At 64.7% G+C, this 24828-nt stretch carries 30 protein-coding genes; 14 read left to right on the top strand and 16 right to left on the bottom strand.

All coding sequences use genetic code 11. The features are described 5' to 3' along the window. Positions 1 to 14: 14 nt before the first annotated feature. Positions 15 to 992, bottom strand: coding sequence for a class II fructose-bisphosphatase (glpX, locus tag G570_RS00430; RefSeq protein WP_037497954.1), 978 nt, complete (start codon positions 990 to 992; stop codon positions 15 to 17). Between the two features lie 134 nt (positions 993 to 1126). Here glpX and G570_RS00425 point away from each other — a divergent pair, with 134 nt between their 5' ends. Further along, entirely contained in the window at positions 1127 to 1384 is a 258-nt protein-coding gene (locus tag G570_RS00425) for a hypothetical protein (protein WP_051503891.1), read from the top strand. On the opposite strand, the gene G570_RS00420 is transcribed toward G570_RS00425, so the two are convergent. From G570_RS00420 to G570_RS00395, 6 genes are all read right to left on the bottom strand, one after another. Next, positions 1381 to 2112, bottom strand: a complete 732-nt coding sequence (locus G570_RS00420) for a DUF2059 domain-containing protein (RefSeq protein WP_037497952.1) — start codon at positions 2110 to 2112, stop codon at positions 1381 to 1383. The genes G570_RS00425 and G570_RS00420 overlap by 4 nt on opposite strands. A gap of 56 nt (positions 2113 to 2168) precedes the next feature. Further along, the gene (locus G570_RS00415; RefSeq protein WP_037497948.1) at positions 2169 to 2645 is read right to left on the bottom strand and encodes a DUF2721 domain-containing protein; all 477 of its coding nucleotides are present in this window, start codon (positions 2643 to 2645) and stop codon (positions 2169 to 2171) included. Position 2646: 1 nt separating this feature from the next. Further along, positions 2647 to 3222, bottom strand: coding sequence for a hypothetical protein (locus G570_RS00410; protein WP_037497944.1), 576 nt, complete (start codon positions 3220 to 3222; stop codon positions 2647 to 2649). A 32-nt stretch (positions 3223 to 3254) separates the two neighbouring features. Further along, positions 3255 to 3824, bottom strand: coding sequence for a L,D-transpeptidase family protein (locus G570_RS00405; protein WP_169731712.1), 570 nt, complete (start codon positions 3822 to 3824; stop codon positions 3255 to 3257). 145 nt (positions 3825 to 3969) lie between these two features. After that, entirely contained in the window at positions 3970 to 5148 is a 1179-nt protein-coding gene (locus G570_RS00400) for an LL-diaminopimelate aminotransferase (RefSeq protein ID WP_037497941.1), read from the bottom strand. A 52-nt stretch (positions 5149 to 5200) separates the two neighbouring features. After that, positions 5201 to 5821 carry a trimeric intracellular cation channel family protein gene (locus G570_RS00395; protein WP_037503211.1) on the bottom strand — a complete coding sequence of 207 codons (621 nt, stop codon included), beginning with the start codon at positions 5819 to 5821 and terminating at the stop codon, positions 5201 to 5203. A 61-nt stretch (positions 5822 to 5882) separates the two neighbouring features. On the opposite strand from G570_RS00395, the gene G570_RS00390 reads away from it, so the two are divergent. Then, positions 5883 to 7613, top strand: a complete 1731-nt coding sequence (locus tag G570_RS00390; RefSeq protein ID WP_037497938.1) for a PHA/PHB synthase family protein — start codon at positions 5883 to 5885, stop codon at positions 7611 to 7613. Between the two features lie 4 nt (positions 7614 to 7617). Here the strand turns inward: G570_RS00390 and G570_RS00385 are convergent, their stop codons facing one another. After that, positions 7618 to 7839 carry a hypothetical protein gene (locus G570_RS00385; protein ID WP_037497929.1) on the bottom strand — a complete coding sequence of 74 codons (222 nt, stop codon included), beginning with the start codon at positions 7837 to 7839 and terminating at the stop codon, positions 7618 to 7620. Positions 7840 to 7870: 31 nt separating this feature from the next. Then, positions 7871 to 8785, bottom strand: a complete 915-nt coding sequence (gene rarD, locus G570_RS00380) for an EamA family transporter RarD (protein ID WP_084607395.1) — start codon at positions 8783 to 8785, stop codon at positions 7871 to 7873. 146 nt (positions 8786 to 8931) lie between these two features. On the opposite strand from rarD, the gene G570_RS00375 reads away from it, so the two are divergent. From G570_RS00375 to G570_RS00350, 6 genes are read left to right on the top strand one after another with little or no spacing between them, the layout of a single operon-like run. After that, on the top strand, positions 8932 to 9579 hold the full coding sequence (locus G570_RS00375; protein ID WP_051503889.1) for a DUF4893 domain-containing protein: 648 nt from the start codon (positions 8932 to 8934) through the stop codon (positions 9577 to 9579). Next, positions 9576 to 9938 carry a hypothetical protein gene (locus G570_RS00370; protein WP_037497927.1) on the top strand — a complete coding sequence of 121 codons (363 nt, stop codon included), beginning with the start codon at positions 9576 to 9578 and terminating at the stop codon, positions 9936 to 9938. The genes G570_RS00375 and G570_RS00370 overlap by 4 nt, the downstream gene beginning before the upstream one ends. Before the next feature lie 17 nt (positions 9939 to 9955). After that, entirely contained in the window at positions 9956 to 11101 is a 1146-nt protein-coding gene (locus G570_RS00365) for an RluA family pseudouridine synthase (protein WP_051504464.1), read from the top strand. Further along, positions 11098 to 11757, top strand: coding sequence for an HAD-IA family hydrolase (locus tag G570_RS00360; protein ID WP_037497924.1), 660 nt, complete (start codon positions 11098 to 11100; stop codon positions 11755 to 11757). Before G570_RS00365 ends, G570_RS00360 begins: the two co-directional genes overlap by 4 nt. Next, on the top strand, positions 11757 to 11969 hold the full coding sequence (locus tag G570_RS00355) for a hypothetical protein (RefSeq protein WP_037497921.1): 213 nt from the start codon (positions 11757 to 11759) through the stop codon (positions 11967 to 11969). The genes G570_RS00360 and G570_RS00355 overlap by 1 nt, the downstream gene beginning before the upstream one ends. After that, positions 11966 to 12655 carry an ATP12 family chaperone protein gene (locus G570_RS00350; protein ID WP_037497918.1) on the top strand — a complete coding sequence of 230 codons (690 nt, stop codon included), beginning with the start codon at positions 11966 to 11968 and terminating at the stop codon, positions 12653 to 12655. The genes G570_RS00355 and G570_RS00350 overlap by 4 nt, the downstream gene beginning before the upstream one ends. On the opposite strand, the gene gmk is transcribed toward G570_RS00350, so the two are convergent. Then, positions 12652 to 13311, bottom strand: a complete 660-nt coding sequence (gmk, locus tag G570_RS00345) for a guanylate kinase (protein WP_037497916.1) — start codon at positions 13309 to 13311, stop codon at positions 12652 to 12654. The genes G570_RS00350 and gmk overlap by 4 nt on opposite strands. Positions 13312 to 13438: 127 nt before the next feature. On the opposite strand from gmk, the gene G570_RS00340 reads away from it, so the two are divergent. From G570_RS00340 to G570_RS13295, 4 genes are all read left to right on the top strand, one after another. Then, positions 13439 to 14176, top strand: a complete 738-nt coding sequence (locus tag G570_RS00340; RefSeq protein WP_051503888.1) for a phasin family protein — start codon at positions 13439 to 13441, stop codon at positions 14174 to 14176. Between the two features lie 161 nt (positions 14177 to 14337). Continuing rightward, on the top strand, positions 14338 to 14673 hold the full coding sequence (gene clpS / locus G570_RS00335; RefSeq protein WP_051504462.1) for an ATP-dependent Clp protease adapter ClpS: 336 nt from the start codon (positions 14338 to 14340) through the stop codon (positions 14671 to 14673). Positions 14674 to 14724: 51 nt separating this feature from the next. Further along, positions 14725 to 16008, top strand: coding sequence for a UDP-N-acetylglucosamine 1-carboxyvinyltransferase (gene murA, locus G570_RS00330; protein WP_037497913.1), 1284 nt, complete (start codon positions 14725 to 14727; stop codon positions 16006 to 16008). A gap of 9 nt (positions 16009 to 16017) precedes the next feature. Beyond that, positions 16018 to 16686, top strand: coding sequence for a phytanoyl-CoA dioxygenase family protein (locus G570_RS13295; protein WP_084607391.1), 669 nt, complete (start codon positions 16018 to 16020; stop codon positions 16684 to 16686). Here G570_RS13295 and G570_RS00325 read toward each other — a convergent pair. From G570_RS00325 to G570_RS00315, 3 genes are read right to left on the bottom strand one after another with little or no spacing between them, the layout of a single operon-like run. Continuing rightward, positions 16683 to 17942: a DUF445 domain-containing protein gene (locus G570_RS00325; RefSeq protein ID WP_037497911.1), complete on the bottom strand. Its 1260-nt coding sequence runs from the start codon at positions 17940 to 17942 to the stop codon at positions 16683 to 16685. The genes G570_RS13295 and G570_RS00325 overlap by 4 nt on opposite strands. A gap of 31 nt (positions 17943 to 17973) precedes the next feature. Beyond that, positions 17974 to 21135, bottom strand: a complete 3162-nt coding sequence (locus tag G570_RS00320) for an efflux RND transporter permease subunit (RefSeq protein WP_037497909.1) — start codon at positions 21133 to 21135, stop codon at positions 17974 to 17976. Between the two features lie 33 nt (positions 21136 to 21168). Further along, the gene (locus tag G570_RS00315; RefSeq protein WP_342665212.1) at positions 21169 to 22350 is read right to left on the bottom strand and encodes an efflux RND transporter periplasmic adaptor subunit; all 1182 of its coding nucleotides are present in this window, start codon (positions 22348 to 22350) and stop codon (positions 21169 to 21171) included. A gap of 210 nt (positions 22351 to 22560) precedes the next feature. Here G570_RS00315 and G570_RS00310 point away from each other — a divergent pair, with 210 nt between their 5' ends. Further along, positions 22561 to 22830, top strand: coding sequence for a GlsB/YeaQ/YmgE family stress response membrane protein (locus G570_RS00310; RefSeq protein ID WP_037497897.1), 270 nt, complete (start codon positions 22561 to 22563; stop codon positions 22828 to 22830). Between the two features lie 80 nt (positions 22831 to 22910). Further along, positions 22911 to 23618, top strand: coding sequence for an SIMPL domain-containing protein (locus G570_RS00305; protein WP_037497894.1), 708 nt, complete (start codon positions 22911 to 22913; stop codon positions 23616 to 23618). Positions 23619 to 23691: 73 nt separating this feature from the next. On the opposite strand, the gene G570_RS00300 is transcribed toward G570_RS00305, so the two are convergent. From G570_RS00300 to G570_RS13815, 3 genes are all read right to left on the bottom strand, one after another. Further along, on the bottom strand, positions 23692 to 23946 hold the full coding sequence (locus G570_RS00300; RefSeq protein ID WP_037497891.1) for a GlsB/YeaQ/YmgE family stress response membrane protein: 255 nt from the start codon (positions 23944 to 23946) through the stop codon (positions 23692 to 23694). Between the two features lie 203 nt (positions 23947 to 24149). After that, positions 24150 to 24449, bottom strand: coding sequence for a CtrA inhibitor SciP (gene sciP, locus G570_RS00295; RefSeq protein WP_037497888.1), 300 nt, complete (start codon positions 24447 to 24449; stop codon positions 24150 to 24152). A 97-nt stretch (positions 24450 to 24546) separates the two neighbouring features. Then, complete coding sequence (locus G570_RS13815; protein WP_169731711.1) at positions 24547 to 24774, bottom strand: hypothetical protein; 228 nt, start codon at positions 24772 to 24774, stop codon at positions 24547 to 24549. Positions 24775 to 24828 lie beyond the last annotated feature (54 nt).

The following is a 24828-nucleotide window of genomic DNA, read 5'->3' as shown; positions in this document are numbered from 1 at the left end:
GACCGCAAGGTCGATCAGACGAGCCCCTTGCCGTGCTCCGCGCTGACCCGGCGGACGGTGCCGCTGGACGCGCGCATGACGATGCTTTCGGTTTCGATGCAACCGCCCTTGCGATGCTTGACGCCCTTCAGCAGCGACCCGTCGGTGACTCCGGTCGCGGCGAAGATGCAGTCGCCCTTGGCCATTTCGTCGATCTTGTAGATGCGGTCGAGGTCTTCGATGCCCCAGCGCCTGGCGCGGTCGCGCTCGTCCTGGTTGCGGAAGACGAGGCGTCCCTGGATCTGCCCGCCGACGCAGCGCAGCGCGGCCGCGGCGAGGACGCCTTCCGGCGCACCGCCCTGGCCGAGATAGATGTCGACGCCGGTGTCGGGATCGGCGGTTGCGATTACGCCGGCGACATCGCCGTCCGGGATCAGCTTGATGCCGCATCCCAGGGCGCGCAGCTCCTCGATGATCGCGCCGTGGCGCGGGCGGTCGAGAACGCAGGCGATGATCTGGTTGGGCTCGACGCCTTTTGCCGCGGCCAGTGACTTGATGTTGTCGGTCGGCGATTTGGCGAGGTCGATCGTGCCTTCGGGGTAGCCGCCGCCGATCGCGATCTTGTCCATGTAGACGTCAGGCGCATTCAGCAGGCCGCCCTTTTCGGCGATGGCGAGCACGGCCAGCGCGTTGGGTCCGCCCTTGGCGGTGATGGTCGTGCCTTCCAGCGGATCGAGCGCGATGTCGATGCCGGGCCCATCGCCCTGCGCGCTGCCGACCTTTTCACCGATGTACAGCATCGGCGCTTCGTCGCGTTCGCCTTCGCCGATCACCACCGTCCCGTCCATCGGCAGTCGATTGAGCGCGGCACGCATCGCCTCTACGGCGGCGGCATCGGCGGCCTTCTCGTCACCCCGGCCGATCAGGCTGGCGGCGGCGATGGCCGCGGCTTCGGTCACGCGGACCATTTCGAGGACGAGGACGCGGTCGAGGGTCGAACTGGCGCGAACCATGATGCTGTAGCTCTCCGGACAAGGTCATGCATACGAATGCACGAGCGCCCGATAGGCGTGCCGCCATCGCTTGTCGAGGCCGGGCAACGGTGTGATACTCATGGGCTCGAACGACACAGAGAGGGAGCCGGCCGATGAACACGCTATCCAAGCTGCTCGGATGGGCCGCACTGATCGTCGGCTTGCTCTACATCCTGGCGCTCGGCCTTTGGCTGATCGGGACCTACGGCTTGTTCGGACAGGAAAGGGATCCGCTGTCGGCGGTGTTCCTGATTCCGCTCGGGCTACCCTGGAACCAATGGGGCGAGGGGTTGGCCGTTGCGCTTGCCGCTCCTGCCGCCAACGTCGTCATCCTCTGGTTGCTGTCGGCGTTGCTGCGCCCGAAGAATTAGCTCGCCTTTTTCGCCGGCGCAGGCTTGCCCTTCTTTGGCTTGGGCAAATGCGCGGTCTCCTTTTCGATCCGCTGCATCACGCCCGGCATGATCGCGATCAATTCGGGCATCGACCCGAATATGCCGCGGATGATGTCGGGATCGACCCACATCGCCATATTCTGTTCGCCGAACGCCTTGCCGCTGTCGGTGGCGAGGAAAGCGTTGAGGTCGGCCAATTGCTTGGCGTCGAAGCGCCGCGCCATCGATCGGGCAAGCCCGTCGCGCATGCGCGGCTCAAGGATCGCCGAGACCTTGCCCATTTCCTCGCCCAGCACCCGGCGGATAATCGCCATGCGCTCTTCGAAATGCGGATCGTCCTTGGCGATCGCCTCCCGCATCGTTTGCGTGCTGGCCGGTTTGCCCTTGCTGTCCTTCGCGTTGAAATCGGCTTCCGACATGTCGAGGAAGCGCGTGGTCATCGTGTCGATCAACGTCGTCATCATTCGCCCGTAGACGCCCTGCGGAAACAGGCCGCTGGCCGTCTGGCGGGCGACGGCCAGCCGCGCCGGATCGGGATCGGGCTGGGGCGGGAACAGCTTGTCGAACATCTTCATGAATTCGGCGAAATCAGCCGACTTCTTGTTGGCAGGCATGTCAACGCTGACGGACTTGGTCTCTTCGGTGCGCGATGGGCTGTTGGTCGGCGCGGCAAGCATCAGCGCGGCGGCGGCTGCGGACAGGTACATTTGACGATTCCCCCTACGATCAGGCCCCGACCATACGTCCTGAACCTGTCGCCGCGCTAGTCCGCGTCGGCCTGGTGCTCGAGGATGTAGTTGCGGACCCTGACCGACCGGGTGCCAAGCCGCGTTTCCTGAAGGAAGATGGCAAAGCTGAGTCCGGTAAAAAGCATCGCCGCGATGAAGAGCAGCGCGATGGCGGTGCCGAAGCGGTAGCCGGTCAGGAAGGCGGTGAACAACAGGATCACCACGGCCGAAACCAGCAGCGCGGCCAGAACGGTGCAGAAGATCGCCTGGTTGACCACCTTGATGCGGCGGTCGAGCATCCGGACTTCGGAAACCAGCCGGTCATGTTCTTCGCCGCGCGACGCGAAGATGCGCGGTTCAAGCGCGCGGGCGCGGTCGACGATACGCGCCAGCCGTCCGGCGCACACGTTGAGGAATGCGCCGAGCCCCGCGAACAGGAACACCGGCGCGACCGCCAGTTGGATGATCTGCGCCAACTGGGTGAGGTCGGGGGTGTGGAGCGGCGATTGCATCTTAGACCTCTTCGCGCCGGGCGCAGTTGGCGGTTTCGACCAGCATCAATCCGGTCGTCACGAAACTTGCTGCCAGCACCCAGGCAAAGCTGGCGATCATCGGCGAGGTTTCGCCGAACAGCGCGACGACCAGGGTCGCGATCGAAATGCCGATGATCAGCAGTACCGCCAATGCGGCGTCGGTGACCGCCGAAACGATGGTCCAGCGCCGCACGCTGCCATGCTCCGCACCCGCTGTGGCAAAAAACAGCAGCGCGCGTCCGGCCAGCCATCCCGCGACGATGTAGAGCGCGGGCAGCAAGTGGCCCGCAGCCTGCGTGGCGAACAACAGTCCGGCGGCAATCGTCAGCAGAGCGGCAAGCAGCGCGAGGATGCGGGCGTCATGCCGCTGCCATGCCGAAATCGCTTCGAAGATGCCGGCGACGACCAGCATCGTGCCGATCACCGGCTTGGCATCGGCGTGGCCAAGTAGCGGAAGCAAGGCCGAGCCGGCGCTGAGCGCGACGATGGCCCAGCCGCACAGGCCGACGATGCGGCCCCTGCGCGCACTATCGTCGGATGAAATATCCTGTTGCACGGCCCATGACTAGCAGAGCCGGGCGGCCCGCGTCAGCCCTCGATAATGACCTTGTTGCCCGCCTTGGTCAGCCCGTAGAGCTGCTTGGCGAATGCCATCGGCATCCGGATGCAGCCGTGGCTGGCGGGATAGCCCGGCGTGTTGCCGGCATGGATGGCAATGCCCTTGTCGTCGATGTTCTGCATGAACGGCATCGGCGCATTGTCATACTTCTTGCTGCGATACATCGGCCGCTTCCAGTTGATCGTCCAGAAACCGAGCGGGGTCGGGTGGCCCTTCTTGCCGGTGGAAACATTGGTCACGCCCACCAACTGTTCGCCCTTGAACACGAAGGCGATCTGGTTGGCGATGTCGATCGTGATGGCGACGTCGCCGTCCGCCGGAATCGCGGCGACCCAATGGTTTTCACCGGGCGCCAGCGTGACCTTGCCGAACGCCGCGTGCATCGCTTCGAAGCCCTTGGCCGAATAGCCGTTGGTCCAGCGGTAATTGGTCGCGGGCGGCGTAAAGGTCGGCTGGGCCACCACCGGCGGACGCGTCGGCGTCGAGCAGGCTGCCAGGACCGACAGGCCGGCCACAGTCAAAAGCGTCCGCAATTTCATTATCTTGCACCCCATCCCACTGGTCGTCAGTCCGGGCTTGCCCGATCCGGCTCGCCCATACAACGCGGACGGTTAATTACCGCGCGCCGCGCATCGTTGCGCGCCAACGCTTCGTCGATAAGGCCGGTTCCGCGCGGTTAACGGCCTATCCCCGCGACAGCACCTTCTTGATGCCGCGCGCAGCCTGGCGAAGGCGCTGCTCGTTCTCGACCAGCGCAAGGCGCACATAGCCTTCGCCTTCCTCACCGAACCCGACGCCCGGCGCGACCGCTACACCGGCTTCGACCAGCAATTTCTTGGCGAATTCCATACTGCCTAGGTTGTGAAACTGTTCGGGAATCGGCGCCCAGGCGAACATCGACGCTTGGGGAACCGGAATGGCCCAGCCCGCACGGCCGAAGCTTTCGACCATCACGTCGCGCCGTTTCTTGTAGAGTTGGCGATTGGCATCGATGCAGTCCTGCGGGCCGTTCAAGGCAGCGGTCGCCGCCGCCTGGATTGGGGTAAAGGCGCCATAGTCGAGGTAGCTCTTCACGCGGGTCAGCGCACCGATCAACCGTGCATTGCCGACCGCAAAGCCCATTCGCCAGCCGGCCATCGAATAGGTCTTCGACATGGAGGTGAACTCGACCGCGACATCCTTCGCGCCCTCGACCTGCAGGATCGACGGGGTCGGCTCGTCGCCGAAATAGATTTCGGCATAGGCAAGGTCGGAAATGACGGTCAGGCCGGCCTCGCGCGCGAAGGCGACCAGCTGCTCGTAGAAGGCGAGATCGACGACCTCGGCGGTCGGGTTCGACGGATAGCCGATGACCAGCACCTTGGGCCGCGGCACGGTGTAGCGCATCGCCTTTTCCAGCCGGTCGAAAAAATCCGGGCCGGGGATGGCGGGGATCGAACGGATCGCTGCGCCGGCGATGATGAAGCCGAAATGGTGGATCGGATAGCTGGGGTTGGGGGTCAGCACGACATCCCCTGGCGCGGTGATCGCCTGGGCCAAGTTGGCGAGCCCTTCCTTCGATCCCAGCGTGACGATGACCTCGCTTTCGGGATCGAGATCGACGTTGAAGCGGCGCTTGTAATAGGCCGCCTGCGCTTTCCTCAGGCCCTTGATCCCCTTCGACGCGGAGTAGCGGTGGGCGGTGGGCGACTTGGCGACTTCGGCTAGCTTGTCGATCACATGCGCCGGCGGCGATCCGTCGGGATTGCCCATGCCGAGGTCGATGATGTCCTCGCCCCGTGCGCGTGCCGCGGCCTTCATCGCATTCACTTCGGCGAACACGTAGGGCGGCAGGCGCTGGATGCGATAGAAATCGTCGGACATGCCGCTTCATGGCGGCAAATGCTGCACTGCCGCAAGGGGGCTGTTCGGACAATCAGCGATCGTAGGCGGGTAGCGACAGGCCGCGAGCGATGGCGGCGCCGCGCAGGGCAAAGCCCATCAGCCCTGCGACCAGCGCCGCAAGTGCGGCCGGCGCGCCGGCGACGAACAGGATCACATAAAGGCCGGATGCCAGGGCCGCGGCGGTGACGTAAAGCTCCGGCCGCATCACGATCGACGGCTCGTTGGCCATCACGTCGCGGATCACGCCGCCCGCGCAAGCCGTAATGACCCCCATGGCAAAGGCGGGCACCGGCGACACGCCGTAGCTGAGTGCCTTCGACGCGCCATAAGTTGCGTAGGCGGCGAGGCCGATGGCATCGAACCATAGCAGCGCGCGGTCGGCTATCTGCTTGCGGGACAACATCCAGACCAAGGTCGCCGCCGCGATGCAGATCAGCAACGTCGAATTGGTGTGCACCCAGAACACCGGCGCGCCGATCATCAGGTCGCGCAGCGTGCCGCCGCCAACGCCGGTCGCGACCGCGAAGAAGATGAAGGTGACCATCGTCTGCCTTTTTTCCGCCGCGACCAGCGCGCCCGACACTGCGAACACGGCGATGCCGATATAGTCTAGCCAGACCAGCGCGTCGGCGGGGATGTCGGGCGGAGTCATCATCGCGTCACCCCTTACCCCCACGTCGCTTTCGCGCGCAATCGGCGCTATGAGGCTGGCCATGACCGACGATAATACCAAGAGCATCCCGGGGATCGAGGACTGGCAGCATTGGGCGCTGGTCATGGCCCGCGCCAACGAGATGATCATGGAGGCCTGGGCCGAGAATCTCGGCAAGGCCAAGACCATGCCCGGCTTCGGCCTGTCGCAGCCCGCCAGCAACGATCCCATGCAATGGATGGCGCAGGGGGCGGAGGCTTGGTCGAAAGGTCTGGAGGCGTGGAGCCAGATGCTCGGCCAGTTCGCCGCCGCGGGCGAGGCCAAGGACCGCCGCTTCGGGTCGCCCGAGTGGAAGGAAAACCCGATCTTCGACACGGTCCGGCAGGGCTACCTCGCGATTTCCGACAAGCTGCTCGGCACGGTCGAGGAAATCGACGGGCTCGATGAGGAGGCGCGCAACCGGCTGCGTTTCGCGACGCGCGGCTTCGTCGAGGCGATGAGCCCGGCCAATTTCGCCGCGACCAATCCGGAGGTGATGAAGCGCACGCTGGAGACGAAGGGCGAAAACCTTCTGTCCGGCCTCAAGAACATGCTCGGCGACATCACGCGCGGGCAGGTGACGCAAAGCCCCGAAGGCGCCTTCGAACTGGGCCGCAACCTGGCGACGACGCCGGGCAAGGTCGTGTTCGAAACCGACCTGTTCCAGCTGATCCAATATGCGCCGACGACCGACGAAGTGCTCGAAACGCCGCTGGTGATCTTCCCGCCGTGGATCAACCGTTTCTATATCCTCGACCTGACGCCCGAAAAAAGCTTCGTCAAATGGGCGGTCGACCAGGGCGTCACCGTCTTCATGGTCAGCTGGAAGAGCGCGGACGAAAGCATCCGCGACGTGACCATGGACGATTATGTCGGCGCGCAGGAGCGGGCGGTCGATACGGTCAAGGACCTGCTCGGCGTCGATGCGGTCCATACCATCGGCTATTGCGTGGCCGGGACGACGCTGGCCGCAACGCTCGCCTATCTTGCGGGCAAGGGCCGTGCGAACAAGGTCAAGTCGGTCACCTTCTTCACCGCCCAGGTCGATTTCGAGGATGCGGGCGACCTCAAGCTGTTCCTCGGCGACGACACCTTCGCGACCTTGAAGCAGCTGACCGCCGAAAACGGCATTCTCGACGGGCGGGTGATGGCGGCGACCTTCAACCTGCTGCGCGGCCGCGATCTCATCTGGAATTATGTCGTCAACAATTACCTGATGGGCAACGACCCGACGCCGTTCGACCTGCTGCACTGGAACGGGGACGTCACCAACCTGCCGGGCCAGTGGCACCGCGACTATCTGATGCGGCTCTACCGCGAGAATCTGCTGGTGAAGCCGGGCGCCATCAGTGTGAAGGGGGTTCCGATAGACCTCACGACAATCAAGACGCCCGCCTACATCCAGGCCGGCAAGGAAGATCATATCGCACCGCTCAAGAGCGTGTGGAAATTGACCAAGGTGCTGTCGGGCCCGAAAAGGTTCCTGCTCGCCGGATCAGGCCATATCGCCGGCGTGGTGAACCCGCCGTCCGCCGGCAAATATCAATATTGGACCAATGATGCGCCGGCCGCGACGCTCGACGAATTTATCGCGGGCGCAACAGAAACCAAAGGCAGCTGGTGGCCGGACTGGATCGGATGGCTGCGCGATCAGGCGCCCAAAATGGTCAAGGCCGATGGCGCGCGCATCCCGGGCAAGGGCAAGCTCAAGGCGATCGAGGACGCGCCCGGCCGGTATGTGAAAACGCGCTGACTCGTCAGATAATGCCGCCGCCCAGCATCAGGCGGACGATGCCAACGACGATCACGAACAGGTTGAGGTTCCGGCCTGTCTTGTTGCCCGACATCGCACCGATGCCAGCGCCGACGACCGCCAGCGGAATGATGAGCCAATTGGCCCACCCGAGCAGCGGGATGAAGGCGATGGCCGCACAGACCAGGCCTACCAAGCCAATGAGGATCGAGATGATGTTCGTCATGAAGCGAACATGGCCCTGACGCCGTTTCGCTTCAAGCGGCGGTGCGCGCCTTGCGGATCACCGCGGTGGTGTAAATCGCCAGCGCCGTCCAGATACAGCCGAAGGCGACGCCATGTGCGGCCGTGAACGGCTCGCGATAGATGGCCACCGCCAAAAGGAACTGCAGTGTCGGCGCGATGAATTGCAGCATGCCCACCGTTGAATAGCGCAGGCGCCGCGCTGCTGCGGTAAAGCAGAGCAAGGGGACGGTCGACACGACGCCCGACGCGATCAACAGGCCGCTCTCCACATTATTGGTGCCGAGCAAGGGCCGCCCTTCGGCGCCGCCCATTACAAGCCATCCAAAAGCGATCGGGAAAAGGATCGCCGTCTCGATCGCCAGGCCGGGCAGGCTGTCGACCGCGATCATCTTGCGGATGAGGCCGTAGGTCGCGAAGCTGAAGCAGAGGGTGAGGCTGATCCAAAGCGTCGTGAAGGCGCCTGCCGCCAGTACGGCGATGCCGGCCGCCGCAATTCCCACCGCGATCCACTGCGCCCGGGTCAGATGTTCCTTCAGGACGAAGCGGCCAAGCAGGATGTTGGCCAGCGGGTTGAGATAATAGCCGAGGCTGCCCGCGAGGATATGACCGCTGTTGATCGAATAGACGTAGAAGAGCCAGTTGGTCCCGATCAGCACCGACGACAGCAACAACATCCAGCGAACCTTGGGATTGCCAAGCGCCGAGCGCACCGCCGACCAACCGCGAACCGCCGTCAGCAACCCACCCAGCACCAGCAGCGACCAGACGATCCGGTGGGCGACGATGTCGATCGACGGCACCGCCTTCAGCGCCTTGAAGTAGATCGGCATGATCCCCCACCACGCATAGGCGATCACCCCATAGGTGAAACCGATACGGGCGGTGCGGTGCGGATCGAGCGAAGTGGGATTTGGCGGTGCATTCACCGGGCCTTCGCCTAGAGCCGTTCAGCGCCCAGTCAATCGTCATGATGAACCCGACGTTGGTTGAATAACGGTGAAGCATTTGTCACCCTCGCCCCCGTGCCGGCGAATCTGTGGGAGTCGCGACCTTGCGTCTGAGATCAATTGCGATGGCGTTGGGGTTGCTCGCGCTGGGAGCGTGCACGCTCCCCAAGAAGGATGCGCCGCGACCTGTCGTCGCGGTCGAGCCGCCGACGGCAGAGCAGGTCTGGAAAGGCATTGCCACCGCCGACGACCAGGCGCGCCTCGCCCGGCTCGACGAAGCCTGGCAGCGCGGGCTGGCCGATGCGCGGGCCGTGGTGTCGCGTGCCGACCTCAATGCCGAAGGAAAGCTGCTGGTCCCCAAAGCGGGCGAGACCAAGCCTGCACCGACCCCCGGTAGCTACAGTTGCCGCCTGATCACGCTCGGCAAGGAAGGCGGCAAGGGCCCGTCGTACCAGAAGTTCAAGCCCTTCTTCTGTTACGTGCTGGTCCAGGACGACCAGTTTACCATCGTCAAGCAGACTGGCAGCCAGCGTCCCGCCGGCCGCCTGTGGGACGATAATGGCGGCACCAACCGCCTGATCTTCCTCGGCACGTTGGCGCTTGGCAATGAGGACGAGGCGCGCGCCTATGGCGAGGACCCGCGTCGCGACATGGCCGGTGTGTTCGAACGGATCGGACCGTTCAAATGGCGCCTCGTCATTCCTTTCCCGAAGGATGGCGCAAAGCTGGACGTGTTCGAACTGACCCCGGTGCCTGACCAGCCGGCCGAATGAGCATTGGTGACCCCGAAGAGGTTCGTGCCCATCTGGTGGCGGCAGCCAGCGCGGGCCATCCGCTGACCTACTCCGAATTGCTCGAACATCTCGGCTACGGCTTCTCGCGACCCAAGATGCGGGCGCTGTGCAAGACGCTGGGCGCGGTCGATGCCGAAGCGGAAGCGAGAGGGGAACCGGAGCTCGCCGTTCTGGTCGTCCGGCAGTCGGACGGCCTCCCCGGCCAAGGCTGGTGGGTCGGTGGCGCGGCCTGCCACGACTATCGCGGGCCGTGGGAAGGCGCGAAGGCGCAGCGCTTCATCGCCCAGCTTCAGCAAAAGGCCTTTGATTATTGGGCGATGGCGTCGGCGGACGCTTGACGCTATTGGGCTCGCCCATGGCCCAAACTTCCAGCGACAATGTCCGCACCTTCGTGGTGGCCGACGACGATGACGGCATTCGCCTTGACCGCTGGTTCAAGCGGCACCTGCCGGATGTCAGCTTCAACATCGTGTCGCGCTGGGCGCGGACCGGACAGCTGCGGCTCGACGGCAAGCGCGTCGCACCCGGCGACCGGATCGAAGCGGGGCAGACGCTGCGCGTGCCCCCCGCCGAAGCCGCGCCTGCCGAAGGGCCGGGCGCCAAGCCGAAGCGCATCATCACACCCCTGACCGAGGACGAAGAAGCCTTCGTGCGCGAAATGGTGATGGCCAAGGGCCGCGACTGGTATGTGCTGAACAAGCCGCCGGGCCTTGCGACGCAGGGCGGGACCAAGACCAACCAGCATCTCGACCGGCTGCTCGATGGCCTCGCCAACGACGAAGGACAGCGTCCCAAGCTGGTCCACCGCCTCGACAAGGACACCAGCGGCGTGTTGCTGGTGGCGCGCACCGCCAAGGCGGCGGCGCATTTCGCCAAGGCATTTTCCGGCCGCACCGCGCGCAAGGTCTATTGGGCGCTGATCACCGGCGTGCCCTCGCGCGAAGAAGGCATGATTGACGCCCCGCTTGCCAAGCAGCCGGGGACCGGCGGCGAAAAGATGCACGTCGATGAAGAGAATGGCCTGCCCGCCAAGACCCGCTACCGCCTGATCGAACGCGCCGGCAACCGCGCCGCCTGGGTCGAGCTGCAGCCGTTGACCGGCCGCACCCACCAGCTGCGCGCGCACATGGCGGCGATCGGCCATCCCATCGTCGGCGATGCCAAATATGGCGGGGCGGACGCCTTCCTGACCGGCGGGATCAGCCGCAAGTTGCACCTCCATGCGCGGCGGCTGAAGATCGACGGCACCGACGGCAAGCCGATCGACCATACCGCCGACCTGCCGGCCCATTTCGAGGAAAGCCTGGCGACGTTGGGCTTCGACCGGATGCTGGGCGAGATGCTGCCGCTCGACAATCCCGACCCGGCGAAGTCGCCCGAGACCAAGGCCAAGCGCACCGCGGCCCATGCCAAGGCCTACCGCAAGGCGCGCAAGGGCGAACGGCGTTCGCGTGGGGGAAGCACGCCCGAAAAGCCCGCGAGGAAACCGCGCCGCAAATGATCCGGCTGGCGATTTTCGACTGCGACGGCACGCTGGTCGACAGCGGCGCCAGCATCCATCGTGCGGTCGAAGCGGCCTTTGCCGCCCATGGCCTCGTCGCCCCGCCGCGCGAGGAAGCGAAGAAGGTCATCGGCCTCAGCCTCGACCAGGCGATGCAGCGACTCGCGCCCGGCGCGGACCATGATGCGCTGACCGCCACCTACAAGGACGCCTTCTTCGCCATGCGAGGCGCGGGCGAGTTGGAGGAGCCCCTGTTCGACGGCATTGCCGCCCTGCTCGACCGGATGGAGGCTGACGGCTGGCTGCTCGGCGTCGCCACCGGGAAAAGCATGCGCGGGCTCCGCCATGTGCTGGAACTGCACGGCCTCGAACGCCGCTTCGTGACCCTGCAGACGGCAGACAACAATCCGTCCAAGCCGCACCCGGCGATGGCAATGGCCGCCATGGCCGATGTTGGGGCGGAGGCTTCGCGAACCATATTCGTCGGCGACACCGCCTGGGACATGGGCTGCGCGGTCAATGCCGGCGCGGGTGCGATCGGCGCGGGCTGGGGCTATCATGAGCCGGTAGAGTTGATCGACGCCGGCGCGCACGGCGTGGCCATGACACCGGCAGACGTCGTGGCGCACGCGGCCGACTGGTTGGGGAGAAATTGATGGCGCAGCCTGACGAAGCCCGGATTTTCATGGTCTATGCGATCGTTCGCCTGATCGGGCTGGCGACCTTCCTGCTTGGCGTGGCGATTGCATTTTCCGACCTGTTGCAGCCGGGCGGGTGGCCGCTGGTGGGCGGCTTGCTGGCCGTGGTCGGCGTCCTCGATGCGGTGATCGCGCCGCCGCTGATCCGTCGGGCGATGGAGAAGAAATGAAGCGTTTCTGGAAGGACGCTGCGCCGGTAGTCGTCGATGGCGGTTACGCGGTCGAACTCGACGGGCGGCGGTTGAAAACACCGGCACGCGCCGATCTGGTCGTTCCCTCCGGGGCGCTGGCCGAAGCGGTCGCCGACGAATGGCGCGATTGCGCTGAAACCGTCGATCCGCGCGCGATGCCGCTGACGGGCCTTGCCAACGCCGCGATCGACCGCGTCGCTGCCGCCAAGGACCGTTTCGCAGCCGACCTCGCCGCTTATGGCGAAAGCGACCTCACCTGCTACCGCGCCGACGGGCCGGCCGCGCTCGTGGCGCAGCAGGCCCAGCATTGGGATGCGCTGATCGACTGGGCGCGGCGGCGCTACGATGTCGACTTCGCAACCTCGACCGGCATCATGCATGTCCAGCAGCCCGATGCGACGGTGAAGCGTCTGGCGCACGAGGTGGCGGCTCTCGACGCCTTTCGGCTCGCCGGCCTTTCGCCGCTGGTCACGATCGGCGGTTCGCTGATCGCAGCGCTGGCGATCCTTGAAGGCGCATCGACGCCGGAAGACGCGTGGGAAGCGGTCAGCCTCGACGATCGCTGGCAGATCGAACAATGGGGTGCCGACGACGAAGCCGTGAAGTCGCTCGACAATCGCCGCCGCGATTTTCTCGCCGCGGCGCGGTTCCTCTACCTGCTCTAGTTGTTGGGCCGCTCGACCAGGTCGCGGACGAAGGGGATGAGGTAAGGCTGGCGGTCGCGCTTCAACCGTTCGGCCCGTACGATCGCCTTCACCTCGTCGAGGCAGCGGTCCATGTCCTCGTTGATCAGGACATAGTCATATTCGCCCCAGTGACCGATCTCGGCCGCCGCGCGGCGCATGCGACCTTGGATGACATCCTCGCTATCGGTGGCACGGCTGCGCAGGCGACGTTCCAACTCGCCCATCGACGGCGGCAGGATGAAGATCCGCACAAGGTCGGTGCCGAACGCGCCGCGCAGCTGCTGCGTGCCCTGCCAGTCGATATCGAACAAAATGTCGCGGCCGTCCTTCAAGGCGTCCTTGATCGGCTCTTTCGGGCTGCCGTAGCGATGGTCGAAGACGTAAGCCCATTCGGCCAGTTCCTCGTCGTCGACCATCCGCTGGAATTCGGCCTCGTCGACGAAATGATAATGGACGCCTTCCTCCTCGCCGGGGCGCATCGGCCGGGTGGTCGCGCTGACCGACATGGTGATGCTTGGGTCGCTTGCCATCAGCATGCGGCTGATCGTCGTCTTACCCGCACCCGACGGCGAGGAGAGAACGACGAGGAGGCCGCGGCGGCGGCGATGTTCGGGCAATTTGGTCGGTTCGGCCATAGGTGCACTTGCCTTGGCGGAGGGGTGCCCGTCAACCCGCCGATCGGTCTCATGCTGCAACGCAACAAAATCCCTTGAAACCGATGCTGCAATGCATTATGTTGCACCGCAGCAAAGGAGTTCTCACGTGGCTGACGAAACCAAGGTGGAAGAAAAGATCGAAGCGGTGGTGGAAGCCGTCGCAGCGCCGGTGAAGGCGGTTGCCGAGAAGGTCGAGAAGGCCGTCGAAGCGCCCGTCGCCAAGGTGAAGAAGGTCGTTCGCGCCCGCCGCGCCAAGAAGGCGCCGGCCAAGGTCGTCGAGGCCGTGAAGCAAGTTAATCAGCGCACCGCCAAGACGGTGAAGCGCGTGCGTAAGGCGGCCAGCGCGGCCGTCGCTCAACAGATCGAAGGGACCAAGACCATGACCTATGATTTCAACCAGCTGTTCGCCGGTTTCCAGCTTCCGGCCGCTGACAAGTTCAACACCCTGTTCGCCGACGCGAACGAAAAGGGTCAGGAATTCGTCGCCAAGTCGCAGAAGGCCGCCGAAGAGTGGACCGAAGTCGCCAAGGCGAACGTCGAAGCCATCGTCGAAGCCGGCAAGATCGCGGCCAAGGGTGCCCGCACCATCGGCCAGGACGTGCTTGCGTCGGGCCGTGACGGCATCGAACAGGCCTCGGACGCGGTGAAGACGCTGGCCGAAGCCAAGTCGCCGACCGAATTCTTCCAGATCCAGTCGGAACTGGCCCGCGCCTCGTTCGACCGCATGGTCGCCGAAAGCTCGAAGCTGACCGAGCGCATGGTGAAGCTCGCCGGTGAAGCGGTCGAACCGCTCCAGACCCGCGCGACCCTCAACGCCGAGCGCGTCAACACGCTGGTTGCCTAACCTCTCCCCCTCTTGGAAGGTAACCATGTGAGGCGGCCGCCCCCATCCGGGGCGGCCGCTTTTCTTTGCCCAATTCAGGACGGCGGGAGCGTCACGCCTTGCAGCGCGTTTCGCCAATGCCATATTCGGGAACGATGATGAGCAAGCGACTGCCGATTCTGATGGGCCCCGACGAACCGGGCCGCGGCGACGGCCTCGACGAGGTCGAGACCGGCGTCGTCACGCGCACCCGTCCCAAGACCAAGAAGCCCAGCAACTACAAGGTGCTGATGCTCAACGACGACTATACGCCGATGGAATTCGTCGTGCTCGTCCTGCAGCGTTTCTTCTCAATGGGGATCGAGGACGCGACCCGCGTCATGCTCCAGGTTCACCAACAGGGCGTCGCGGTGTGCGGCGTCTTCACCTACGAAGTCGCCGAAACCAAGGTCGGCCAGGTGATCGACTTCGCCCGTGAAAACCAGCACCCGCTGCAGTGCACGCTGGAGAAGGCCTGACATCGTATGACAGCCGCTTGTGAGTCCGGCGCTTTGCGCTAAAGCGCGAAGATGGACTCCATTCGCATCACCGGCGGCAACCGCCTCGAAGGTCAAATCCCCATTTCAGGCGCGAAGAACAGCGCGCTGACGCTGCTGCCCTGCGCGCTGCTGACCAGCGAAAAGGTGACGCTGACCAACCTTCCGCGTCTCGCCGACGTCGACAATTTCTCGCACCTGCTCAACGAGCTGGGCGGATCGACCAAGGTCGCCGCGGTGAAGAAGGGCGAGATCGGCCGCCGGATGACGATCGAAGCGCGCGAGATCGCCTCGACCGTCGCGCCCTACGATATGGTCCGCAAGATGCGCGCGTCGATCCTGGTGCTGGGCCCGATGCTCGCCCGCGCCGGCGAATCGACCGTGTCGCTGCCCGGCGGCTGCGCCATCGGCGACCGTCCGATCGACCTACATTTGAAGGCGCTCGAAGCGATGGGCGCGCAGATCGAACTGGCGGCGGGCTATGTGAAGGCCGTCGCGCCCGGCGGTCGTCTTGCTGGCGGCGATTACAGCTTCCCGGTGGTGTCGGTCGGCGCGACCGAAAATGCGCTGATGGCGGCGTCGCTCGCCGCCGGTCGCACGCAATTGTTCAACGCCGCGCGCGAACCCGAAATCGTCGACCTGTGCAAACTGCTGGTCGCGATGGGCGCGAAGATCGAAGGCATCGGCAGCTCGCACCTCATCATCGACGGGGTCGAGGCGCTTGGCGGTTGCACCTATGAAGTCATGCCGGACCGTATCGAAGCGGGCAGCTACGCCTGCGCGGCGGGCATCACCGGCGGGTCGATCGAACTGGTCGGCGCGCGTCCGGCCGACATGCTGGCGATCACCAACGGCCTCGCGGCGGCGGGCCTGGTCATCGAAATGACCGACAAGGGCATGCGCGTTACCGCCGACAAGTCGCTGAAGCCGCTCGCCGTATCGACCGCGCCTTATCCCGGCTTCCCGACCGACATGCAGGCGCAGTTCATGGCGATGCTGTGCGTCGCCGACGGACAGAGTTTCCTTGAAGAGACCATCTTCGAGAACCGCTACATGCACGTCCCCGAACTGCGCCGCATGGGCGCGGATATCGAGGTCCATGGCCGCTCGGCGATCGTCAAGGGCAATGCCAAGCTGACCGGCGCCAAAGTCATGGCAACAGACCTGCGCGCCTCGATGAGCCTCATCCTCGCCGGCCTCGCCGCCGAAGGCGAGACCGAAGTCATGCGCGTCTACCACCTCGACCGCGGCTATGAGCGGCTCGAAGAAAAGCTCTCCGCCGTCGGCGCGACGATCGAGCGCGTCAGCGGCGGCTAAGATGCCCCGATGACGCTGGAAACGGGCGGCTGGGAACATGTTTCGGCCCTCTTCGGACGGCCCGAAATCGATCGACTTTCGAGTTTGCTACCCGATCCACAAGACCCTAGCCCAGGGCATCGTCTTACCGACACGCCGGCTCTGGACTGGTGGCTTCGGTCCTCGTCGCTGAATAGTCTGGTGAGCGAAAGGCTGGGACGACCTGCCCGCCCGGTTCGCGCGATTTTGTTCGATAAAACGAAGTCGTTGAATTGGGTTTTGGCGTGGCATCAAGACCGTACGATTGCAGTCGCCGAGCGGCATGACGTGCCTGGCTACGGTCCATGGTCGATCAAGGCCGGCACCATTCATGTTGAGCCGCCTTTCGCGTTGATCGAAAGGATGGTCACGGCGCGCATCCACCTTGATCCAGTCGATCGGGACAATGGCCCGTTGCTCGTCGCGGAGGGGTCGCATCGTCTTGGCAAGATTGCAGAAGCGGACATCGAGCGGGTGGTCAGCGCTAGTGCGGTTCAAGAATGCCATGCCGGCCAAGGAGATGCATGGCTCTACGCGACGGCAATTCTCCACTCATCAGGCCCGAACCGTTCGGGCCGACGCCGGCGGGTGCTTCATGTCGACTTTTCCGGTGACGAATTGCCAAACCCGTTACGGTGGCGAGGAATCGGCCAGGCCTAAAGTGCGTCCAACGCGTGCAGCAAGACGCCGACCGTCCCGCCGACCAGCGTGCCGTTGATGCGGATATATTGGAGGTCGCGGCCGACGGCGTTTTCTAGTCGGTCGGTAATCGTCTGCGCATCCCACCCACGCACCGTTTCGCTGACCAGCTTGACGATCGAACTGCCGTAGCTGGCGGCCATGCCGGCGACCGCGCGGCGGGCGAACTGGTTGATCGCGCGCTTCATCCGCGCGTCCTTTTCAAGGCTCTGGCCCATCGACTGCAGCACTTCACCAAGCTTTCCGGCCATTGCCGCGTCGGGGTTGCGCGCGGCGCGGATGATCGCCTCGCGCCCCTTCTGCCAGAGCGTGTCGAGCCACAGCGACACCGATCGGTTGTCGAGCAGCTGCTCCTTCATCTCCTCGACCTTGGCCCGCGTTTCGGGCTTGGTCTGCAGGTCGTTGGCGAGCTGTGCGAGCGCCTCTTCGATCTTGATCCGCACCGGGTGGGCCGGTTCGGTCTGCATGTCCACGGTCAGCTTGCGAAGGCCATTGACCACCGAGTCCGACATTTTCTCGTCGAGCCCGGCCAGTTTCAGGACCCAGTTGACCCGCTTCTTGACCATTTCGCGGATCAGCTCTTCGTTGGCGTCGAGTGCGCGCGCGGTCCAGCGGATCGTCGCTTCGAGCATCGGGACGTGGCGGTCCTCGTTGATCGCGCTGGCGAGCGCATGGCCGAGCAGCGGCGCAACCTCCATCTTGCGGATGCGATTGGCGACCGAGGTTTTGACGAGGCCGCCCAGTCGCTCGTCGTCGAGGCTTTCGAACAGATCGGCGATCAGGCGGCTGGCGCCCTGGCGAATGCGGGTTTCCTGTCCCTGAGGTGCCTGCAGGAAGCGTCCCGCCGCTCCGGCGAGGTCTATATTGCGCATCCGCCGCGCGACGACCGGCGCGATCAGGAAGTTGGTCTGCAGGAAATTGGCCAGCGCTTCGCCGATGCGGTCCTTGTTCCGGGGGATGATCGCGGTGTGCGGGATCGGCAGGCCCAGCGGGTGGCGAAACAGTGCCGTCACCGCGAACCAGTCGGCGAGGCCACCGACCATCGCCGCTTCGGCAAAGGCCTTCACATAGCCGACAGCCGGGTGGAGTCCTTCATAATGGCGCGCCGCGAAAAACACCGCCGCCATCAGGACCAGCAGGCCGGTGGCTGCGGCCTTCATGCCGGCCGCACCGGGCTGGGCAGGGTTGAACCGGGACAGCGGTGGCGGCGAGGTCATCGCCGCCACTCTAGCCGCACTGACGCGCTTGTCACTCCGCCGGTTGCGGGACGGGACCTTCCATCGGCCGATGCTCTTCGCCGTTGTCGATGAGCTTGCGGAAGCGCTTGCCGATCGCCCGTTCCAGATCGATCGCGATCGAGAAATAGGCCGGCACCAGCAGCAGCGTCAGCATGGTCGAGAACAACAGGCCGCCGATCACCGTCACGCCCATCGGTGCGCGCCAGCTGCCATCGCCGGTCAGCGACAGGGCGATCGGCACCATGCCCGCGACCATCGCAACCGTGGTCATCACGATCGGCTGGGCGCGCTTGTGGCCGGCTTCGTAGATCGCCTCGTTCTTGGTCATGCCATGTTCGATCATCTCGACCGCGAAATCGACCAGCAGGATCGAGTTTTTGGCGACGATGCCGAACAGCATCAGGATGCCGATGAACACGGGCAGCGACAGCGGCTGGCCGGCGATATGGAGGCCGACCGCGGCCCCCAGCGGCGCCAGCAGCAGCGAACCCATGTTGACCAGCGGCGACAGGAAGCGGCGATACAGCAGCACCAGCACCGCGAACACCAGCATCACGCCCGACGCCAGCGCGATGAAGAAGTAGAACAGCAGTTCGGCCTGCCATTTGCTGTCGCCCAGTTCGAGCTTCTGCACGCCGTCGGGCAGCTTCTTCACGGTCGGGAGGTTGTTGATCTTTGGCCAGACGTCGCCCGACACCAGGCCCGGCGCCAGGTCGGCACCGACCGCGATACGGCGGATCTGGTTCGATCGCTGGACGGTGGTCGGGCCCGAACCGAAGCTGATGTCCGCGACCGCCTTCAGCGGGACCGACGGACCCTTGGTCGTCGGCACCGGCAGGTTTTCCAGCGTCGCAATGTCGCGCCGCGCGCTTTCCGCCAGCGACACGGTGATCGGCACCTGGCGATCGCTGAGCGAGAATTTGGCGCTGTTCTGGGCGATATCGCCCAGCGTCGCGATGCGGATGGTCTGGCTAAGCGCCGCCGTGGTGACGCCAAGGTCGGCGGCCAGGTCGAAGCGCGGCTTGATGACGATTTCCGGCCGGACGTTGTCGCCCATGGCGCGCGGTGCGACCAGTTCCTTCATCCCCGACATTTCGGCGGCGATCTTGTTGGCGGTTTCGCTGAGCAGGTCGGGATTGTCGCTGCCGAGGTAAAGCACGATGTCGCGCCCGCCGCCGCCCGGTCCGCCGCCGCCCTGGCTCTGGAAATTGACGCGCGCGTCGGGAATCGACGACAGCTGCGGGGTCAGGCTGCGCTCGAACTCGGTCGAGGTGACGCTGCGATCTTCCTTCAGCACGATGTTGAGGAAGCCGGCGCCGACATAGACGCGCTGGAACACGCGTTCGACGTTCGGGTCCTTTTCGATGATCGAGGCCGCGCGGTCGGCAACCGCCGCCGTCTGTTCCAGCGTCGCACCCGGCGGCATGCCGATCCGGACGCTCGAGAAGTCGAGGTTCAGCGGCGGCTGGAACGACATCGACAGGGTTGCGAACAGCACGATCTGCAGCAGGAAGGCACCGGTGCCGATACCGACCATTGCCATGCGGTGGTCGCGGAACATCGACTTGACGGCGTTCCACTTGCCGGGGTTGCGGGCGCGATAGCTTTCCGCCTTCGACGTATCGAGGCTCCACTTCAGGATCGACAGATATTTGTCCATCGCCTTGCCCGACGCATGTTCCTGGACGCCGTGCGACTTCAGGAAATAAGCCGCGATCAGCGGGGTGATCATGCGCGCCACGAACAGGCTCATCAGCACCGAAATGACGACGGTGAAGCCGAACGCCTTGAAGAACTGGCCCGAAATGCCGGGCATCAGCGCGACCGGCAGGAACACCGCGACGATCGACATGGTGGTGGCGACGACCGCCAGCCCGATTTCGTCGGCCGCGTCCATCGCCGCCTGATAGGCGGTCTTGCCCATGCGCATGTGGCGCACGATGTTTTCGATTTCCACGATCGCATCGTCGACCAGCACGCCCGCGACGAGGCTCAGCGCCAGCAGCGACAGGCCGTTCAGGGTAATCCCCATCAGGCCCATGAAATAGAAGGCCGGGATGGCCGACAGCGGGATGGCGACGGCCGAAATGGCGGTCGCGCGGAAATCGCGCAGGAACAGGAAGACGACCAGAACCGCCAGCACCGCGCCTTCGACGAGGCCTTCCATCGCCGACTTATATTGATCCTTGGTGTAGGCGACCTGGTTGACGATCTCGACGAACTTAACCCGCGGGTCTTCCTTTTCGATCTTGTGCAGTTCCTTCCAAGCGTCGTCATAGGTCGTCACTTCGGACGAGCCCTTCGACCGCTGGACATTGAAGCTGATCACCTGGCGGCCGTTCATCTTGGCCAGCGTGCGCTGTTCCGAATAGGCGTCCTTGACCTGGCCAAGGTCGGCCAGCCGGACGACACGGCCACCCGGAACTACGATCTGCGTCTGCGACAGGTCGTAGGCCGTCTTGGCATTGCCGAGCACGCGCACCGACTGTTCCGACCCAGCCACTTCGGCGCGGCCGCCGGCAGCGTTGAGGTTGGTCTGGCGCAGCTGCTGGTTGACCTGCGCTGCGGTGATGCCCTGGGCCTGCAGCGCGGCCGGATCAAGCACGACGCGGATCTGGCGATCGACGCCGCCCTCGCGGCTGACCGCGGCGACCCCCGACACGCCGAGCAGGCGGCGGTTGACCTTGTTGTCGATGTACCAGCTGAGCTCTTCCAGCGTCATGTCGGTGGTCTGGGCCGCCACGAACAGGATCGGGTCGCCGGCAATGTCGACGCGGCTGATCTGCGGTTCCAGAATGCCGTCGGGCAGGTCGCCGCGGATCTGGGTGATCGCGTCGCGCAGGTCGTTCACCGCGCGGTCGGTGGGCGTGCCGATCTTGAACTGGACGAAGGTGTTGCTGCTGCCTTCGCGGACGGTCGAATTGATCTCGTCCACGCCGGTGACCGATCGCGCGGCGGCTTCGACCTTCTGCGTGATCTGGTTTTCCATTTCGGTCGGCGCTGCGCCCGGCTGGGCGATGTCGATCGACGCGGCCGGAAAGTCGATGTCCGGATTATTGTTCACTTCCATCCGCGCGAACGTGACCAGGCCGGCCAGCATCAGGCCGATGAACAGCACGATCGGCGGAACCGGGTTCTTGATGCACCAGGACGAGATATTGCGGAAACTCATCGACACTCTGCCTTCAAATGGATGCCGGGCGGCTTAACGGGCTGCCTGGCGCTTGGGCGAGATTTTCTGACCCGGGTTGAGGAACGGACCGGCCGACAGCACCACGGTTTCGGCACCGCTGATACCTTCCGAAACGGTCACGCCCTGATCGTCGACGCTGCCGATTTTCACGTCGCGTCGCTGGACCTGGTTCTTGCCGTCGATGATGTAGACATAATTGCCCTTCTCATCGCTCAGCACCGCGCTTTGCGGCAGCAGCGGGGCGGTCATGGTGCCGGCCGCGATCTTGGCTTCCGCAAAGCCGCCGGGACGGATGGCGGGGTCGTAGGGCACGGAAATGCGGACCTGGCCCTGGCGCGACGTCGGATCGATGGTCGGCGCGACCTGCCACACCCGGCCGCTGAAGGTGCGGTCGGAACCGATCGGGGTGACGCCCGCCGGCATGCCGGTGTGAACCAGCGCAAGATCCTGCTGGCTCATCTGCGCGCGCATTTCCATTTCGCCGCCTTCCGCCAGGCGGAACAGCGCGCCGCTGCCGGCGCTGACGATCTGGCCGACTTCGACATTGCGGGCGAGGATGAGGCCGCTCTTCGGCGCGCGGACGTCGAGGCGGCCGATCTGCGCACGGGTCGCGCCCAGCTGCGCCTCGGCGACGCGGACACGCGCGGCGGCGGCATCGCGGGCGGCACGCTTGCGATCGAGGTCGGCCTTGGACACGAAACCGCGATCGACCAAGGCGGCACTGCGCTCATATTCATTTTGCGCCAGCGCGGCGTCGGCGCGCGCGGCCGACACTTGAGCCGCCAGCTGCGCCGCGGTCTGCGCCTGTACCGAACGGTCGATGGTGGCCAGCACCTGGCCCTGGCGGACCCAGGTCCCCGCATCGACCAGCACCGCGCGGACAAGGCCGCCTTCGCCCGCAACGCCGACCGGCTGGTCGCGACGGGCCGCCAGTGCGCCCGATGCGGTGACGGTGCGCGCGACTTCGCTACGGCCCGGGACGATGACAGTGACCGTCGGAATCTGTCCGCGACCGCCGGCGTCCGCCGCGGCGGCGTTTTCGGCCGGCTTCTTGGCGAACATCATATAGGCCGCGACCGCCAGCACCAGCACCGCGACCACCGCGATGATGATGTTCCGTCGGCCCTTGCTGCGATCGACCACGATCAGCGTGTCGGAGGGCCCAAATCTCGATTCCCGGTTCATAAGACGCATTCTTTCCGCCATTTTCCGTAATGCAGCGCGCTGCAATCTGCAGCAGCTGTATTACGCCAATAAGTCACCAGTAGCAACTGTATCGTTCCGGCGTCGTTCGGAAGGCTATTTTCTACGAACGGCTGGCTGGCTTCCACCCACGAAGGCTGTTGCCAATCTGTCATCGCCGTGGTGCTATGCCGGCCACATTGTTCAATGGGAGAGCGATCGATGGGTTATCTGGCGGATCATGGAGTGGTTGCCTGGCTGATCATCGGCCTTCTGGCCGGCGGTATTGCCAAGCTGTTGATGCCCGGCAAGGACCCGGGTGGCTGCATCGTGACCATCCTCCTCGGCATTGCCGGCGCCTTGCTGGCCGGGTTCCTTGGAAAGGCGGTGGGCTGGTACCAGGACGGCGAAGCCGCGGGCTTCCTCGCCGCCATCGTCGGCGCGATCCTCATCCTCATCGTATATCGTCTGGTGCTGCGCCGCCGCGGCTGAACCCGACCATCGTTCAGCTTGGGGCCATTGTCCGCGCGCAAGCGTTGGGCGGTGGCCCTTTTCTTTGGATGGAGTGATGGATGCGTAAATCTTTGATTGCCCCGCTGGCGCTGGCAGCGGCAGCGGGCATTTCCACAACGGCATCGGCGCAGGCGCTGGCCGGTACCAGGCTCGACATCGTCGCCAGCGGTGAGGTGACCCGTGTGCCCGACCTCGCCGTCATTTCGGCGGGCGTGCAGACGTTGCAGCCGACCGCGACTGCGGCGATCGAAGACAATGCGACGCGCATGGAACGCGTTCGCGCCGCGCTGAAGCGGGCCGGCATCGCCGATGCGGACATCCAAACGTCGACGATCAGCCTCAACCCCGAATATCGCTACGACAACAACCAGCCGCCGGTGCTCACCGGATATCGCGCCAGCAACAACGTCAGTGTGAAGTTCCGCGACCTCAAGCGCAGCGGTGCGATCCTGGATGCGCTGGTCAAGGAAGGTGCCAACCAGATCAGCGGGCCGAGCCTGACGATCGACAAGCCCGACAGCGCCTATGACGAAGCGCGGGTGAAGGCGATCGCCAACGGCAAGGCCAAGGCCGACCTTTATGCAAAAGCGCTTGGCAAGCGGGTGGTGAAGCTGATCTCGGTCAGCGAGGCCGGCGCGTCCGTCCCGCCGCCGATGCCCTATGCGTCCGACATTGTCGTGACGGGTGCGCGCGTCGCGAAGACCGAGATCGACCCCGGCACGCAGCAGTTGCAGGTCAGCGTGTCGATGAGTTTCGAACTGCAATGACCAACAGAAAAGGGCCGGCGGTTCGTACCGCCGGCCCTTCTTTTCATGTCGTGAGGTTAGTCTGGTAGCGCGCTTAGCGAACGCTGCCGCGACGGACCAGGTTGACGATGCCCAGAAGGACGATCGCGCCAACCAGCGACCAGAGGAAGCTCATCAGGTTGATGTCCTGATTGATCGAGCCGCCACCGACGACCAGGCCGGCGAGGAAGGCACCGATGATGCCGACCACGATGTTGAGAATGATGCCCTGCTGCGCGTCGGTGCGCATGACGATGCTGGCGAGCCAACCTACAACGCCGCCGACGACGAGCCAAATGATGATACCCATGAGCGTTCCTCCTGTTTTAGGCCGCTCCCTTACACGCGGAGCGCCTTCCGGCATCCTAGACGCACGATGCCCTGCGGTTGTTCCGGCAAAGCATCGTTTTGTCTAGTGTCGGAAACGAAACGATCGGCCAAGCTGTTGAAAAAAAAGGCCCCGCCGGATAACCGACGGGGCCGAAATTTCGTCACGGGGACGGACGAAAATGATCAGTAGCGTTGCTGCCGCTCATATTGGTCGCGGTAATGCTTGATGCGCGTCACGCGCAGGCCGGGCATGCCCGACCGGTCGACTGCACGCTGCCAGCCGGTAAATTCTTCAAGGCTCAGCGTATAGCGCTGGCACGCCTCGTCGACGGTCAGCAGGCCGCCGGCGACCGCCGCTACGACTTCCGCCTTGCGACGCACGACCCAACGGGTGGTGCTGGGGGGCGGCAGCGAATCGAGCGTCAACGGCTCACCCAAGGGGCCGATGACCTGCGCGGGCCGGATTTTCTGGTTCTCGAGCATTCGCTAAACCTCAGTCACGTTAAACTTCAACCGATGGCCTCGATTTAACCGAAGGCCGTTGAAAAGGTCTGAAACGGGCTGGTAACCCGATTCTTCATCATTCCTTCTCGCCCGTTAACCCTGCCCGCTCGGCAAGCCCCGCGAAGGTGCCTTTCAGCGCCCCCTTGGCGTCCCGCCACCCCTCGCTGGCAGAGAGGAAACAGGCCATGGCGTCATGCCGGTCCCGAATCCCCGCCGTCGCTGCCGAAGACAGCACCAGCATCAGTTCGGCAAGGTCGACCGAAGCCTCTCCTGCCTTTTCGAAATCTCCGTCGATTCGAGCCAATTTTTGCCCCTTGAGCCCGTTGTCGATCAGCACGGTCTAGCCGAACAGGGTGAA

Source organism: Sphingomonas jaspsi DSM 18422 (assembly GCF_000585415.1).
In the GTDB taxonomy this organism is placed as follows: domain Bacteria; phylum Pseudomonadota; class Alphaproteobacteria; order Sphingomonadales; family Sphingomonadaceae; genus Sphingomicrobium; species Sphingomicrobium jaspsi.
The sequence above is the reverse complement of the archived record's forward strand: the minus strand, read 5'-3'. Positions and strand labels throughout refer to the sequence as shown.